The sequence below is a fragment of the Burkholderia diffusa genome (assembly GCF_902499115.1).
Taxonomy (GTDB): domain Bacteria; phylum Pseudomonadota; class Gammaproteobacteria; order Burkholderiales; family Burkholderiaceae; genus Burkholderia; species Burkholderia diffusa.
Genome location: NZ_CABVPN010000022.1, coordinates 18369 through 33647 on the forward strand (window position 1 = coordinate 18369; position 15279 = coordinate 33647).

Annotated in this window: 11 protein-coding genes; 3 read left to right on the forward strand and 8 right to left on the reverse strand. The window is 68.6% G+C overall.

The window, feature by feature from the left end; all coding sequences use genetic code 11:
- Window positions 1-19: 19 nt before the first annotated feature.
- Window positions 20-928 (reverse strand): helix-turn-helix domain-containing protein, encoded by a 909-nt coding sequence (locus tag BTE28158_RS21965; RefSeq protein WP_151051542.1) that lies wholly within the window; start codon window positions 926-928, stop codon window positions 20-22.
- A gap of 398 nt (window positions 929-1326) precedes the next feature.
- Here BTE28158_RS21965 and BTE28158_RS21970 point away from each other — a divergent pair, with 398 nt between their 5' ends.
- From BTE28158_RS21970 to BTE28158_RS21980, 3 genes are all read left to right on the forward strand, one after another.
- Window positions 1327-4224, forward strand: a complete 2898-nt coding sequence (locus tag BTE28158_RS21970) for an ATP-binding protein (protein WP_151051544.1) — start codon at window positions 1327-1329, stop codon at window positions 4222-4224.
- Between the two features lie 164 nt (window positions 4225-4388).
- The gene (locus BTE28158_RS21975) at window positions 4389-6278 is read left to right on the forward strand and encodes an amidohydrolase (RefSeq protein ID WP_174920083.1); all 1890 of its coding nucleotides are present in this window, start codon (window positions 4389-4391) and stop codon (window positions 6276-6278) included.
- A gap of 96 nt (window positions 6279-6374) precedes the next feature.
- Window positions 6375-7046, forward strand: coding sequence for a phosphohydrolase (locus BTE28158_RS21980; RefSeq protein WP_124902505.1), 672 nt, complete (start codon window positions 6375-6377; stop codon window positions 7044-7046).
- An 86-nt stretch (window positions 7047-7132) separates the two neighbouring features.
- On the opposite strand, the gene BTE28158_RS21985 is transcribed toward BTE28158_RS21980, so the two are convergent.
- From BTE28158_RS21985 to BTE28158_RS22015, 7 genes are all read right to left on the reverse strand, one after another.
- A complete protein-coding gene (locus BTE28158_RS21985; protein WP_151047378.1) occupies window positions 7133-8245 on the reverse strand; it encodes an alkene reductase in 1113 nt (370 codons plus the stop codon).
- A 152-nt stretch (window positions 8246-8397) separates the two neighbouring features.
- On the reverse strand, window positions 8398-9615 hold the full coding sequence (locus BTE28158_RS21990) for an MFS transporter (protein ID WP_151047380.1): 1218 nt from the start codon (window positions 9613-9615) through the stop codon (window positions 8398-8400).
- 184 nt (window positions 9616-9799) lie between these two features.
- On the reverse strand, window positions 9800-9982 hold the full coding sequence (locus BTE28158_RS21995) for a hypothetical protein (RefSeq protein ID WP_151047382.1): 183 nt from the start codon (window positions 9980-9982) through the stop codon (window positions 9800-9802).
- Window positions 9983-10148: 166 nt separating this feature from the next.
- On the reverse strand, window positions 10149-11066 hold the full coding sequence (locus BTE28158_RS22000) for a LysR family transcriptional regulator (protein WP_059606109.1): 918 nt from the start codon (window positions 11064-11066) through the stop codon (window positions 10149-10151).
- Between the two features lie 76 nt (window positions 11067-11142).
- A complete protein-coding gene (locus tag BTE28158_RS22005) occupies window positions 11143-13404 on the reverse strand; it encodes a xanthine dehydrogenase family protein molybdopterin-binding subunit (protein ID WP_124627280.1) in 2262 nt (753 codons plus the stop codon).
- Window positions 13404-13904 (reverse strand): (2Fe-2S)-binding protein, encoded by a 501-nt coding sequence (locus tag BTE28158_RS22010; RefSeq protein WP_059606119.1) that lies wholly within the window; start codon window positions 13902-13904, stop codon window positions 13404-13406. The genes BTE28158_RS22005 and BTE28158_RS22010 overlap by 1 nt, the downstream gene beginning before the upstream one ends.
- A complete protein-coding gene (locus BTE28158_RS22015; protein ID WP_151047386.1) occupies window positions 13901-15181 on the reverse strand; it encodes a c-type cytochrome in 1281 nt (426 codons plus the stop codon). The genes BTE28158_RS22010 and BTE28158_RS22015 overlap by 4 nt, the downstream gene beginning before the upstream one ends.
- Window positions 15182-15279 lie beyond the last annotated feature (98 nt).

The following is a 15279-nucleotide window of genomic DNA, read 5'->3' on the forward strand; positions in this document are numbered from 1 at the left end:
GTGACCGCGCGTGACGGAATCAGCGCGACAGTTCGCGCCGCCATGCGCCGGGCGGATGGCCGACGATCCGCGCGAACACGCGGTTCAGGTGGCTCTGGTCCGAGAAGCCGCAGGCGACCGCGATTTCCGCGAGCGTCATGTCGGTCGTCTCGATGAGTTGCCGGGCGCGGATCACGCGCTGTTCGAGCAGCCATTGATGCGGCGTGCGTCCCGTCGTTCGCGAGAACGCACGGATGAAATAGCCGCGCGACAGGTCGCATTCGCTCGCGACCTCCTCGATCGACACGCCGAGATCCGCCTTTTCCATCAGCAGCTCCTTGGCGAGCGCGGCTTTGGCCGGCGAGAGTACGCCCTTGCGCTGCAGGTCGCGCGCGCGCGTATTGCCGTAGCGGCATGCCAGATGCGTGCCGATCGCGAGGCCCATCTGCTCGACGAACAGCGTATTCAGCGCGCCGGGCGCGTCGAGGCTGTCGGCGACGGCGTGCGCGAGATGGCCCAGCACCGCGTCCTGCACGTCGGGCGCGCAGGTCAGCCCGCCGATTTCCGTGCCGTCGTGCTCGCGGCCGAGGCGGTCGAGGTAGCTGTGCGACAGCTCGACGAGCACGAAGTCGAACTTGCCGTACAGGTCGGCGCGGAAATTCCGGGAAAAGTCGCGAATGTAGATCGAGTTGTGCTGAAACTGCCGCTCGGATTTGCCGGCCCCGCCGTAGATCGTGCGCCGGTGCCCGCCATTGAGCGACACGCCGATCAGGAAACCGCGATCGCTGGCCGCCATCTCGATGCGCTCGAATTGCTCGTCGCGCATGCATTTGCGATGGAGCTTCAGGCCGCCGACCGACCTTTCAATATCCTTGGACAGCAGGCTCGACAGACATCCGAGCGTGTCTTTCGGCGGCGCCGCGGGTGGCGCGACGAGGGGGACTTGCATGGCGGAACAATCCTTCGGTTGGGTACGGCGCGAGGGCATTTTTACGCGCAGTTTATACGGTGCGTCCGGCAGCCCCCAAGATAACTTGAATAAATGTCCGCTGGCTGACGAAATGCTTGCCGCGAACCGATCCGTGCCGCGCCGGCCCTGCACGCGCGCGAAGGCGCTATTCCGGTCGATGTTGCCCCATTTGTATTTGCGCGACGCGGGTTCGGGGGCGTGCCCATGCGGAGGTCGCCAGTGCATTTTCCTTCAAGATTTTTATTTATACGGCGTTTACACTCGGCCCACTTTTTGAGATATCGCACCCGGCCCGTAGGGCTGGCCGGGTGCGCACTCCCGCCCCGGTGAACTGCCGTGTTCACATGGCGGTCATCGTGGGGAACCTGGAGGCGGCCATGATCCAGATCGGGACGTTGTCGGTGGATTTCGAGCAGCGAGACATTCGCTGCCACGGCGCGTCGTTGCGTATCGGCGCACGCGCGCTTGACATACTGGAAGTACTGCATCGCGCCAACGGTTCCGTCGTGTCGAAGGACGACATCATGGATGCCGTCTGGCCCGGCCTGATCGTCGAGGAGAACCGCCTGCAGGTCCATGTCGCGACGTTGCGCAAGGCGCTGGGCGCGAACCGCGACCTGATCAAGACGGTGCCGGGCCGCGGTTACCTGCTGATCGCGAATCCCGCCGTCGCACACGAGGCGCCGCCGCGCGCGACCGCGTTGCCGCACGACGCCGTCGTGGCTGCCCGTCCGGTTCCGCTGGTCGGACGTCAGGCCGAGATCGAGCAGATCGTCGCCATGATCGAACGTGCGCCGGTCGTCACGCTGGTCGGTGCGGGCGGCATCGGCAAGACGAGCCTGGCCGAGCGGGTCGCGCACGAACTGCGCAGCCGGTCCGGCGAGCGCGTCCTGTTCGTGGCGCTGGCGAGTGCCGCGACGCGCGACGACGTGCTGCTCGCGATTGCCGCGGAACTGGGACTCGAGACGGACGACTTGCCGGGCATCGACCCGATCGGCGATGCGCTCGCCGCGTCGCCAGGCCTGCTCGTGCTCGACAACGCGGAACACATCGTCGATCTGGTTGCCGACCTCGTCGATACGCTGACGTCGCGCGCCGCATCGCTGCGTGTGCTCGTGACGAGTCGCGAACCGCTTCATATCTCGGTCGAAGCCGTGTTTCGCGTGAGTCCGCTGGCGGTGCCGGACGGCGGTGCATCCGTCGACGAGATCGAGCGCTATTCGGCCGTCGAGCTGTTCCTGGCGCGGATCCGTGCCGCCACGCCCGACTGTGCGGTCGATCCGGACGGCATCCGGCTGATCGGCGACATCTGCCGGCGTCTCGACGGGCTGCCGCTTGCCATCGAGCTGGCTGCCGCGCGCGTCGCGACGCTCGGGCTCGAGATCGTCGCGTCCCGTCTCGACGACAGGCTGAACCTGCTGACGGGCGGGCTGCGCTCGGCGCTGCCGCGCCACCAGACGTTGCGGGCGACGTTCGACTGGAGCTATGTGCTGCTGGATGCGGCCACGCGGTCGCTGTTTCGCCGGATGGCGTGCTTCATCGGCCCGTTTACGTTCGATGCCGCCCGCGAGGTTGCGATGGAGCCCGGCATGTCGGCCGCCGAGATGATCGCGGTGCTCGGCGAACTGGTCGCGAAGTCGCTGGTGACCGTCGAGTTCGACGGCACGCAAGCGCGCTACCGGTTGACGGAATCGACGCGCGCGTATGCGCTCGAAAAGCTGCACAACGAGGGCGAATTCGACGCCATCGCCGAGCGTCATGCGCGCTACGAGCGCGAGCAGGCGGAAGCACGGATGCAGACGCAGGCACAACCCGCGGACCTCGCGAGCCTGCGTCCGGCCGCCGGTGCGCCGGCACCGCGCGAGCCTGTGGCGGCCGAGCCGCAGGCGCTGGAGCTGGAGGCGGACGCGTTGGCGCTCGCGTTGCTGGCGCCGGCGCGGATGCGCGAATGTTCGATACCGGCGCGGCGAGCGCTCGACGCGATCGAGGCCGGGGAGGCCGCGTCCGTCGACGCGGCGCGCGAGATGCGCTTGCGCGCGGCCTATGCGGCGGCGCTGCTGCATACCGATGGCGATACGCATACGGCCGCCGCGATGTGGGACCGGACGCTCCCGCTCGCGGGCCGGATCGGCGACGAGGCATTCGACGCGCGTGCGCTGGTCGGGCTGTGGAACACGATGCTGACGCGCTCCGACATCCACGAATCGTTGCGCTACGCGACGCGCTTCGAGCGCGCCGCCGAGCGGCGGGGCGACCGGTCGCAGCGGCTGCTGGCGAACGCGATGGTCGCGACCTCGCTGCATTACTTCGGCGAGCACGCGCAGGCGCGCGAGCGGCTGGAGGCGGCGACGGACGAGCTGGCCGAGGCCGGCGAACCGTCGTGCGCGGAGGCAGCGCTGGGGATCGACGTCGCGACGCTCGGCCGGACGATGCTGACGCGGCTCGTGTGGATGCAGGGCGATCCGGAATATGCGATGCGACTGGCGGCGCAGGCGGTCGAATGCGCGCGCCGCGCCGGGGCGGGGCTGACGTTGTGCGTCGTGCTCGGCGCCGCGGCCGTGCCGATTGCATTGCACTATGGCGATCACGACGTGATTTCCGACTATCTCGGCACGCTGCGATCGACCGCCGAGGCGAACGGATTCGACATCTGGCTCAGTCACGCGGAATGTCTGGCCGGGCAGTTCGACATGCAGACCGGGCACCCCGGTGCCGGTCTCGCGCGGCTCGAGCCTGCGCTGCGGCGCATCGAAACGAGCGGATTCCGGCGCGCGCTCGCACCGCTGACCGTCGCGTACGCGGAAGGACTGACGCGCACCGGCCGCGCGGCCGAGGCATGCACGAAGCTCGACGCGACGCTCGCGCGCTGCCGCGCGCACGGCGAGCATCTGTTCGTGCCCGAACTGTTGCGCGCCCGAGGGCTCGCGATGCTCGAACAGGCCCGCACCGCCGATGCGGACCTCGCGATCGCCTGCGAAGCCGACGGGCACCGTCATCTGCTGATGGGGATCCATACCGCGAACGGGCAAGGGGCAGCCATGTGGGCGCTGCGCGGCATGCTCGATCTCGCCGATCACCTGATCGAGCGTGGGCGTACCGCGCAGGCTTCGTCGCTGGTGGCCAATCTGACAGGGCATTTCGATCCGCAATCGCGCGCGTTCGATGTTCGCCGGTTGGCGCGCGTGCAGAACTTCGTTCGCCCGGAGACGACGCCGTCGACGGCCCGTACGCGCATGCGGCACGAGGCGGCGGATGCGATGCAGCAGGTGGCGTAACGGCGCGCCGGGCCCGCGCAAGACGCCGCCGCGCCATCGCGCCGCAGCCTGCCGGTCCGATCGTTCAATGTTCAAGGGGGAGTGGATGGTCCGTGTATCGTCAGTCCGGGTGCCTGCCGCGTGCGGCCGTATGCCGGCTTTGGGCGCAAGCAGGAGGCAGGACGGTGCTTAAGGCGACGGAACCCGCGGAATCGGCGGACCTCATCGTATACAACGGCAAGATCGCGACGCAGGACGACCGGCAGTCGTTCGTGACCGCGCTCGCGGTGAAGGACGGCCGGATCCTCGCGGCCGGCAGCGGGCCCGACGTAATGCGCCACGCGCGCGCCGACACGCTTCGCATCGACCTGAACGGCCGCACCGTGATCCCGGGGCTGAACGATTCGCACCTGCACGTGATTCGCGGCGGCCTCAATTTCAACCTGGAACTGCGCTGGGACGGCGTGCCGACGCTGGCCGATGCGCTCGCCATGCTGCGCCGCCAGGTGCTGCGCACGCCCGCGCCGCAGTGGGTGCGCGTCGTCGGCGGCTGGACCGAATTCCAGTTCGCGGAAAAGCGCGGGCCGACGGTGGCCGAACTCAACGCGATCGCGCCCGACACGCCGGTCTTCATCATGCACCTGGGCGACAGCGCGCTTCTGAACGCGGCCGCGCTGCGCGCGATCGGCTATGGCCGCGACACGTCCGATCCGCCCGGCGGCGAAATCCAGCGCGATCGTCTCGGCAGGCCGACCGGCATGCTAATCGCGCGACCGGACATGGCCGTCCTGCACACCGCGCTCGAGAAGGGCCCGAAGCTCGGTCACGACGACCAGATGAATTCGATGCGACACTTCATGCGCGAACTGAACCGCCTCGGCGTGACGAGCGCGATCGACGCCGGCGGCGATTTCCAGGCCTTTCCGGACGACTACGGCGCGATCCTGGCGCTCGCGAAACGCGGCGAACTCACGGTGCGCATCGCATACAGCCTGTTCGTGCAGCATCCCGGACGCGAACTCGACGACTACGCGCGCTGGGTGACGCTGGCGAAGCCCGGCGACGGCGACGCGTTCCTGCGGATGAACGGCGCGGGCGAACTGCTGGTGTACTCCGCGGCCGACTTCGGGAATTTTCTCGAACCGCGCCCCGATCTGCCCGACGTGCTCGAGGCCGAACTGGCCTCGGTGGTGCGGCTGCTGGTGCGGCATCGCTGGCCGTTCCGGCTGCACGCGACCTACGACGAATCGATCGGCCGCTTCCTGAACGTGCTCGAAGCCGTGAACCGCGACATGCCGTTCGACGGGCTGCGCTGGTTCTTCGATCACTGCGAGACGATTTCGGATGCGAACATCGCGCGCATCGCCGCGCTCGGCGGCGGCGTGACGGTCCAGCACCGGATGGCGTTCCAGGGCGAGTACTTCATTGCGCGCTACGGCGCGGAAGCGGCCACGCGCACGCCGCCGATCCGCGCGATGCTGGCGGCCGGGCTGCCGGTCGGCGCGGGCACCGATGCGACGCGCATCGCGAGCTACAACCCGTTCGTGTCGCTGTACTGGATGGTGTCCGGGCGCACCGTCGGCGGCACGGCGCTCTATCCCGAACGCAACCGGCTCAGCCGGATGGAAGCGCTGCGCCGCTACACGGTCGGCAGTGCATGGTTCTCGAACGAGGACGATCGCAAGGGTGCGTTGGTGCCCGGCCAGTATGCGGATTTCGCGGTGCTGACGGACGACTACTTCACGATCGACGAACCGCGGATCAAGTCGCTGTCGTCGGTGCTGACGGTCGTCGACGGCAAGGTCGTGCATGCAGACGACGAGTTCGCGCCGCTCGCGCCGCCGCCGCTGCCGGTCAGCCCCGCATGGTCGCCGGTGGCCGAATTCGGCGGCGCCGGCGGAATCGGCCAACGTCGTCCGGCCGCGTCGGCGCAGCCGCGCGCGGCGGCCGGCGACGGCCCGGACGCCGGTTTCGCGCGCGGTCGCGGGCGTCGTTTCGCGCAGCGCCTTCATGTGGCAGCGATGGAGGCTGTCGAGCAGTGCGAAGCATTCGGTCAACCCGGTCTCGCGTTTTAGGATGGCGTCGGTCAACGGGCAGGCCGGCTACCCTGGCACGTGTCGCGCGATGAATGGATGATTATTCGCCCCCGGCGCGGGGCAGAAGGAGACGAGATGAGTTCTGCGCACACCTGCGCACGGGCCGATGACGAAGTCGCCGGCGTCCGCATTCCCCGGACGCCGATGGCGATCGACGCCGCCGAAGCGGCATGCGCGTCGCTACCGCAGGTGATCACCGATCACGCTTGCCGGGTGTTCGTCCTCGCGTCGCTGGCTGCGCGCCGGGCAGGCGAGACACTCGATGCGGATGCGCTGTACGTGGCCGCGATGTACGCGAACATGGGACTGAGCACCGCGTATGGCCGCTCGACCGAGCGCTACGAGCTCGACAGCGCCGATGCCGCGCAGGCATTCCTGCTGCGCCATCAGACGTCGCAGCGCATGCGCGACGACGTGTGGCGCGCGATCGCACTGCATACGACGCCCGGCGTGGCCGCGCGCATGTCGCCGCTCGCGCGTGCGCTGGCGTCCGCCGTAGCGACCGACCTGATGGCAACCGACTTCGACGCGTATTCGGCCGACGAGCGGCGGGCGTTGCTCGCCGCGTATCCGCGCGGCGACGGGTTCGGTGACGCGTTTCTCGACGCGATCGCACGCGGGGTCGCGCACCGGCCGGCGACGACGTTCGGCACGTGGAGCGCGGATGTGCTCGAGCGGGCCGATCCGGATTTTCACCGGCCGAATTTCTGCGGACGCGTGCTGGGCGCGCGCTGGAAAGACGCCTGAAGGGATTGTTCCGGACGATCCGGCCGGTTTCGTCGGCCGTCGGGGCGGCCCGGCGATTGTCGCGCCGGGCGGCCGCCGGTGCGGGCTCAGGCGGTCCGGCCCGCCACGTCGTGACGCGCGTAGTCGACGTATCCCGCGCGGTCGCCGCCATACCAGCCGACCGTCTTCGGCGTCGCGAGCGGCGCATTCGCCGCGAGGCGTTCGACGAGATCCGGGTTGGCGATGTACGCGCGCGCGAACGCGACGAGATCGGCGTCGCCCGCATCGATCAGCGAATTCGCGGCATCCGGCGCGATGCCGCCGTTGACGATCAGCGTGCCGCCGAAGTGCTTGCGCGTGTTCTCGACGATGCGCGGCAGATCGGGCTCGCCGCTCCAGCCGTTGGTGTCTGCCGCGTGCACGTAGGCGACGCCGGCTTCGTCGAGCATGCGGCCGACGTACGCATACGTCGCATCCGGATTGGCGTCGCGCACGTTGTTGTACTTCGCGTACGGCGAGATGCGCACGCCCACCCGGTCGAGCGGCATCACGCCGCCGACCGCGTCGACGATTTCCTCGAGGAAGCGCGCGCGGTTCGCGACCGAGCCGCCGTAACGATCGTCGCGGCGGTTCAGCGTCGACGACAGGAACTGGTGCGGCAGGTAGCCGTTGGCTGCGTGGATCTCGACGCCGTCGAAGCCGGCTGCCATCGCGCGGACGGCCGCCTGGCGGAATTCGCCGACCGTTGCGGCGACTTCGTCCGTCGTCATCGCGCGCGACGGCGTCGCGTGAATCTTCGTGTAATAGCCGTTCTGCAATTGCGCCCACACCTGCAACTGCTCGAGATCGTCGCTGACGCCGGACGGCGACAGCGGCGCGTCGCCGCCGAGCAGCGCCAGCGAACTGACCCGGCCGCCGTGCCACAGCTGCGCGAAGATGCGACCGCCGTTCGCATGGACCGCGTCCGTGATCTGCTTCCAGCCGGCCGCCTGCTCGTCGGTGACGAGCCCCGGCGTCAGTTCGAACGACGCGGAGGCCGGGCTGACGTTGGTCGCCTCGGTGACGATCAGGCCGGCGGACGCGCGCTGTGCGTAGTATTCGGCCATGAGTCCGGTCGGCTGGCCGCGCGACGGCGCGCGCGAGCGCGTCATCGGCCCCATCACGACACGATTGGGAAGCGGCAGGCCGTGCAGATCGTAGTGGCTGAGCAGGGAAGACATGATGGATTCCTTTTGCGTGGAACAGGGCGGCGGCGCGTATCGTCCGACGGGCCCTGCGGAAAGTTCGGTTGGGATGCCGGTGTCGTGCCGGCAGCGTTCCGGCGCGCGAACGGCCCGGGCGGGATTCGCGGTGAACCGGTGCCGGCGCTGGTTCAGGCTTGTGCGTGGCGTTCGGCGTGCGGACGCCCGATCACGAGGTAGTGAGCAAGCGCAATGATCGGGAACGCGCCGGCGACGGCGGCGACGAGCGGCCAGCCGCCGTGCTCGTACAGCGGGCTCGCGAGCGCGGAGCCGACCGCGCCGCCGACGAAGATGCTCGTCATGTACAGCGCGTTCAGGCGGTTGCGGCTCGCCGCATGCAGCGCATAGATCTCGCGCTGGCCGAGCACCATGTTCATCTGCACTGCGAAATCGAGCACGATGCCCGTGACGACGAGGCCATACAGGCCGGCGCCGTGGATCAGCGCAACCGCGTACGACAGCGTGCCGGCGACCAGCGCGATCAGCGTTGCCCGCACGGTATGGCCGGCATCCGCGAGGCGGCCCGCGACCGGCGCCGACGTCGCACCGATCGCACCGACGAGCGCGAACAGGCCGATGGCCGATTGCGACAGCCCGTAGTGACGCGTCAGCTCGACGGGCACGGCGGTCCAGAACAGGCTGAACGACGCGAACATCAGGCCCTGGTAGAACGCGCGATGGCGCAGCACCGGCATCGTGCGGACCAGATGCAGCAACGAGCCGATCAGTTCGAAGTAGGTCGCGCGATGATCGGGCTGGCGCGACGGGATCGTCAGCGCGAGCACGGCCGTCACGAGCGTCATCAGCACGGCGGCGGCCGCGAACACGAAGCGCCAGCCGAACGCGTCGGCCACCACGCTCGACAGCGGACGCGCGAGCAGGATGCCGAGCAGCAGCCCGCTCATGATCGTGCCGACCACCCGGCCGCGCGAATGATCCGGCGCGAGGTGCGCGGCGAGCGGCACCAGGATCTGGACGGCAACCGAGCTGAAGCCGACCAGCAGCGAAATCGCGAGGAACAGCCCGGGCGTCTGGACGACCGCGGCCGCCGCGAGGCTCGCGATCGACACGACGGCCGTGACGATCATCAGCTTGCGGTTCTCGAGCAGGTCGCCGAGCGGCACGATGAAGAACAGGCCGAGCGCGTAGCCGATCTGCGTCAGCGACACGATGAGGCTCGCGGTTTCGCCGGACATGTGCAGGCTCGGCGCGATGAGTTCGGTGATCGGCTGCGCGTAATACAGGTTCGCGACGATCGCGCCGCAACTGAACGCGAACAGCAGGATGAGGCCCTGCGTGAGCTTGGCCGCGTGCCCGTGGGCCGCAACCGGGGTGGATTCTGCTGACATGGTCGACTCCTTGAAAAGAGATGTCGGGTGCCCGTTCATCGGGCGGGCGTTACGATTGCCGTCGCGGCGAAGCGGAAGCAGCCGCATTGCCGTCAAGATTATTGATCGATCGATAACAAGGGAATACGTCCGGGACGCAATCGAGCATTGCGCGGCACGCAAAGGGGGCGGACCGTGGGCGGGTTCATGCGTGGGCGGCGAGGCCGAGATCGGTCGCGAACCGCGCGCCGGCATCGGCGACACCGCCGCCGGGGTCGGGCAACGGCCGGTCGCGGCACTCGTGGACGACGACATCGTGGCCGATGCAATTCAGCGTGACGGCGGAGGCCAGGCCGGCGATGGAACCGCCGGCGATCGCGATCTTCATGATGCGCCTCTCGAAACGGGCCTCCGGCGCGGATGTCGCGGATCGCGAAGCCCGATGAGAGCAGTCTGGATCGACCGGACTGAATAGTCCTAAACCGCGTCTTAATTCACTTGATTCATGCGGTGCGCGCGGCGGCGCGGACGATCGGTTACAACCGCGGCGGGCTTCAACCGCGCTTGCCCTGCAGCGTCGGAATCTGCGCGAACAGCCCGGCGAGCCAGTCGACGAAGACCTTGAGCTTGACGGGCGTATGCCGATTGGGCGGATACAGGATCGAGATCGGCCGGGGCGGCGTGTTGAAATCGGTCAGTACCTCGCGCAGGCGCCCCGATTGCAGATACGGCTCGACCAGGTAGAGCGAGGTCTTGATCAGGCCGATGCCCGCGACGCCGGCCGCGATGTAGGTGTCGGCGTCGTTGACCGCGACCGTGCCGCACATCTGGATGATCCGCGTTTCGCCGTCGACGACGTAGTCCCAGGACCGGGGACGGCCCGTATCGGCCGAGATGTGGCTGACCGCGACGTGCTGCGCGAGATCGTCCACCGTCTCGGGTGCGCCGCATCGTTCGAGATACGCGGGGGCCGCGCACGTGCAGGTGGTCAGGCTGCCGATCCGTTTCGCAACCAACCCCGAATCGTCGAGCGCGCCGATCCGCACGACGCAATCGACACCCTCGCCGACGAGATCGATCTGGCGATCGGTCACGCCGAGTTCGATCGAGATGCCGGGATGGGCGGCGAGAAACTCGGGCAGGGCGGGCACCATGATCTGCTTGGCCATGGCCGGCGGCAGGTTTACTTTCAGCCGGCCGCGCGGCACGTTGCGCGCCTGCGAGACGGCCGCTTCCATGTCGTCGATCTCGCGCAGCACGCCGACGCAGCGTTCGTAATAGGCCTGCCCGTCCTCGGTCAGCGAAATCCGGCGCGTCGTCCGGTTCAGCAGCCGGCAGCCGAGATGCTGTTCGAGCGTGCTCAGCAGCGCGGACACACGCGGCGTCGTGAGTCCGGTCGTGTCCGACGCGCGCGTGAAGCTGCCCGTCTCGACGATTCGCGTAAACACGCGCATCGAAAGCAAGGTATCCATCGTTCAGAAATCTCCAGCCTGTTTGTCGCCCGCGCCGGTTCGTGCCGGCGCGATTTGTTGTGGTCGTGTGATGCCGCTACGCGTCGATGCGTTTCCTGAGCCCTTCACCGGCAAACGGCATTTCGCGCAGGCGCTGGCCGGTCGCGTCGAAGATCGCGTTGGCGAGCGCGCCCGCGGTCGGCCCCATCGACGCCTCGGCCGCGCCGAGGAACGGTGCGCCCGGACGATTGATCAGATGCACCTTGATGCTTTGCGGTGCGGCGCCGAAGCGGAGAATCGGATAGCTGCTCCAGTCGAAGCTGCGCACGCGTTGCGTATCGTATTTCAATGCCTCGTACAGCGTCCAGCTCGCGGACTGGATGATGCCACCCTCGATCTGGTTGCGAATGCCGTCGGGCGATACGATCTGGCCGGCGTCGACGGCCGCTTCCGCACGTTCGAGCGTCACCTGGCCGGTTTCCGGAACGACCGAGACCTCGACCGCGATCGCGACGTAGGCCATCAGGTTCTTGTATTTGCCGAACGCAAAGCCGACGCCGCGATTGCGTGCACGCGGCGGCCGCGGCCAGCCGAATTTGGTGGCGGCGAGCTGGATCACCTGACTCGCGCGGTGATCCTGCATGTGGCGCAGCCTGAATTCGACCGGATCGACGCCGGCGGCGTGCGCCAGCTCGTCCATGAAGCTTTCGATCGCCCAGACGTTCGTGTGCGCGCCGAGCGAGCGCATCGCCGACGTCTGCAGCGGCATCGTCGGCGAGAAGTTGTTGACGATGTGCATGTTCGGCAGCGCGTACAGCGGGATCGCGTTGCGATCGCCGCCGCCCTCGGGCTGCAGCATCGGCGTCGACGGCGCGGAGACGAACGGCGGCTCGAGCATCCGCGCGGGCAGCAGCCGGCCCGCATTGACGATGCGCTCGTTGTGCGAGCTGCTCCACAGCGCGTAGTTCCAGTCGACGATGCGGCCGCTCGCGTCGAGCGACGCGCTGAGCTCGGTGACCATCGCCGGCGTGAAGTGGTCCCACGTATGTTCCTGCTCGCGCATCCACTGGACGCGAATCGGCTTGCCGGGCATCGCGGCCGCGATCAGCGCCGCATGCGCGGCCGCGTCGTCCGCACCGTTGTGTCCGTAGCAGCCGGAGCCCTCGGTGTGGATGCAGCGCACGTTCGCCTTCGGCATCGACAGCATCTCGGCGAGCGCGTCGCGCAGCGGATACACGCCCTGCGAGTGCGTCCACACGGTCAGCGTGCCGTTCTCGAGATGCGCGACCGAACAGGACGGCCCGATCGAGCCGTGCAGCAGGTAGTTCTTCAAAAACGTGGCGGAGAGCGTCTTCGTCGCCGGCGCGGCTTGCGCATGCGTGTTGGCGATCTCGATGCGCTGTGTCGCGATCCGCTTCAGGTCCGCGTGGACCGTCGCGGGATCGGGCAGCGCCCGGCCGGGCGACCAGCGGCAGCCGGCGGACAGCGCGCGCTGCGCGACGACCGCCTGCCATTCGCCCTGCGCGACGACCGCGAGCATGCTGCCGTTGCGCACGATCCGCACGACACCGGGCATCTTCAGGATCGCGGCTTCGTCGAACGACAGCAGTGTCGCGTCGTACACCGGCGGCATCACGACACGTGCATGCAGCATGCCGGGCAAGTCCATGTCCTGCACGTAGCTGACGCCGCCCGTGACCTTGTTCGGAATGTCCACACGCGGCAGCGACGTGCCGATCACGGCGAACGTGGCCGGCGGTTTCAGCGGCGACGTCGGCGTGGCGTTGCGGTGCAGGTCGACGGTACGCACCGCGTCGGCGTAGCGCATCGTGCGGCCGTCCGGCGCCTTGATGACGGCATCGGCGACGGTCAGCGCGCGCGGATCGACGCCGAACTGCTTCGCGGCGCCGTCGACCAGCAGCCCGCGCACCTGCGCGGCGGCGTTCAGCAACGCGGAGCCGCTGTCCGCCATCGTGTGGCTACCGGCCGTCAGGCCTTCGTCGGGCGACGCGCCGGTGTCGGCGGTCAGGAACGTGATCAGCGAGGGCTTCATGTTCAGCTCCTCGGCGGCCACCTGCAGCAATGCGGTGCGCACGCCGGTGCCGAGCTCGACCTTGCCGGTAAACACGGTGACCTTGCCGTCGGGCGCGATCTTGATCCACGCGTCCAGCAGCGGGTTGGTCTTCAGGCTGCCGGCCAGCGTTTCGGTGGCCTTGGCGACGTGGACGGCGGCGCCTTCGTCCGCGATCACGACCTCGGCGAGCGCGCGCGCGGCCGGCGCGAGGGTGAACGCGACGAAGAGCGCACCGGAAACCATGAAGTGCCGGCGGCCTTCGTCGATGTCGTCGGGTGCGTTCATCAGATTTCCTTATTGATCATGACGGGCGCGGCAGACGGTTCCGGCTCCGGCAGCCCGGCGACCTGGCGCACGGCCGCCAGGATCCGCATGTGGGTGCCGCAACGGCACAGGTTCGGTTCCATGTGCGTGCGCAGCTCGCGTTCGGTCGGCTTCGGGTTGCGTTCGAGCAGCGCCTGCGCGCGCATGATCATGCCCGCGATGCAATAACCGCACTGCGCCGCCTGATGATCGATGAACGCCTGCTGAAGCTTGCCCGGATGCTCGGCGGTGCCGAGGCTTTCGATGGTCCTGACGCGGCGCTCGCCGATCGCGGCGACCGGGATCAGGCACGAGAACATCGGCTTGTCGTCGACGATCACGGTGCACGCGCCGCATTGCCCGAGGCCGCAGCCGAACTTCGCGCCGTGCAGGTGCAGGTCGTTGCGCAGCGCGTAAAGCAGCGGCGTGGACGGATCGATGTCGAGCGTGTGCCGCACGCCATTCACGGTGAGGGTGATCATTGCGTGCGGTCCTCCTTTCTGAGCTTCGCGGCGAGGGTATCGATGCCGCTCCACGCGGGGCGATCGGAGTACGTCTCGCGGATGTATGCGGCGAGGTCCGCGATCTGCGCGTCGTCGTACTGGTCGAGGTAGGACGGCATGTAGTTCAGCGTGTCCTCGCCATGCCAGCCGATCCCGTTGAACATCATCTGGATCGCGTTGCGCGGCGTGTCGGCAGCGATCGCCGTGCTGAACGCGAGCGTCGGCCGCTCGCCGATCGACTGCATCGGCGATGCCGGCCCGTGGCACTGCGCGCACGACGCCTGGAACAACACCGCGCCGCGCTGGCCGGCAGGTGTCGTCGCATGGCGTTCGGCGACGGTCGTCGCGGGCCGTGCGGCGGCCGGCTTCTGGATCGACAGGATATAGGCCGCGATGGCCTCGACATCCTCGACCGGCACCGTCGCGAGATCGCGCGTGACGGGCAGCATCGGCCCGGCGGCCGCGCCATGCTCGCTCGCGCGGCCGGTGCGCAGGTACGTGACCAGTTGCGCTTGCGTCCACGGGTGGACCGCGTTGCCGAGCGTATTGAGCGGCGGGGCTTCCCAGCCGTCGACGATGCCGCCGTCGAACGCCTTGCCTGCTTCCTCGCCGCCGATCGCGTTGAGCGGCGAATGGCACGACGCGCAGTGTCCGAGGCCGTCGACGAGCAGCTTGCCGCGATTCCATTGCGCGGATTGCGACGGGTCCGGCTGGTACGCGCCTTCGCGCAGGAACAGGATGTTCCAGAACGCGACCAGCGGCCGGAAGTTGAGCGGGAAGATCAGGTCGTTCGCCGGCGTCTTCGCTTGAACCGGTTCGCGTGTCATCAGGTACGCGTATGCGGCCGCGATGTCCTGGTCGGACATCCGCGTGAAGTGAATGTACGGAAAGGCCGGGTAGAGCGGATGGCCGTCGCGGGCGATGCCGCTGCGCAGCGCGCGCGCGAAGGCGGCCTGCGACCAGCGGCCGATGCCGGTGTCGGCATCCGGCGTGATGTTGGTCGCGTAGATCGTGCCGAACGGCGTCGCGAGCGGCAGCCCGCCGGCGAACGGCTTGCCGTCCTTCGCGGTGTGGCAGACGACGCAGTCGCCCAGCGCGACCACGCGTGCGCCGGCCTTGATCAGTTGCGGATCGAAGGACGCGCGGGCCGGCGGATCGATCGGCGCGATCGACGGCCGGTACATGATGCCGATCGCGGCCGCCAGGCCGATGATCGCGACGCCTGCCGCGCTGATCCAGAGTCGTTTGTGCTTCATGCGCGCTCCATGCGGACCGGTTCGTCCGGCGTCATTCGACAGGCGGGGCAATGGACGGCGCGTCGGCCGCGTGCGTTCTCGTGACGATTGCACGCGGT

Bases quoted from the DNA above. Each gene is read 5' to 3' on its own strand.
- BTE28158_RS21970 (WP_151051544.1), top strand. From the start codon at position 1,327: ATGATCCAGATCGGGACGTTGTCGGTGGATTTCGAGCAGCGAGACATT.
- BTE28158_RS22000 (WP_059606109.1), bottom strand. From the start codon at position 11,066: ATGGATACCTTGCTTTCGATGCGCGTGTTTACGCGAATCGTCGAGACG.
- BTE28158_RS21995 (WP_151047382.1), bottom strand. From the start codon at position 9,982: ATGAAGATCGCGATCGCCGGCGGTTCCATCGCCGGCCTGGCCTCCGCC.
- BTE28158_RS22010 (WP_059606119.1), bottom strand. From the start codon at position 13,904: ATGATCACCCTCACCGTGAATGGCGTGCGGCACACGCTCGACATCGAT.
- BTE28158_RS21980 (WP_124902505.1), top strand. From the start codon at position 6,375: ATGAGTTCTGCGCACACCTGCGCACGGGCCGATGACGAAGTCGCCGGC.
- BTE28158_RS21985 (WP_151047378.1), bottom strand. From the start codon at position 8,245: ATGTCTTCCCTGCTCAGCCACTACGATCTGCACGGCCTGCCGCTTCCC.
- BTE28158_RS21965 (WP_151051542.1), bottom strand. From the start codon at position 928: ATGCAAGTCCCCCTCGTCGCGCCACCCGCGGCGCCGCCGAAAGACACG.
- BTE28158_RS22015 (WP_151047386.1), bottom strand. From the start codon at position 15,181: ATGAAGCACAAACGACTCTGGATCAGCGCGGCAGGCGTCGCGATCATC.
- BTE28158_RS22005 (WP_124627280.1), bottom strand. From the start codon at position 13,404: ATGAACGCACCCGACGACATCGACGAAGGCCGCCGGCACTTCATGGTT.
- BTE28158_RS21990 (WP_151047380.1), bottom strand. From the start codon at position 9,615: ATGTCAGCAGAATCCACCCCGGTTGCGGCCCACGGGCACGCGGCCAAG.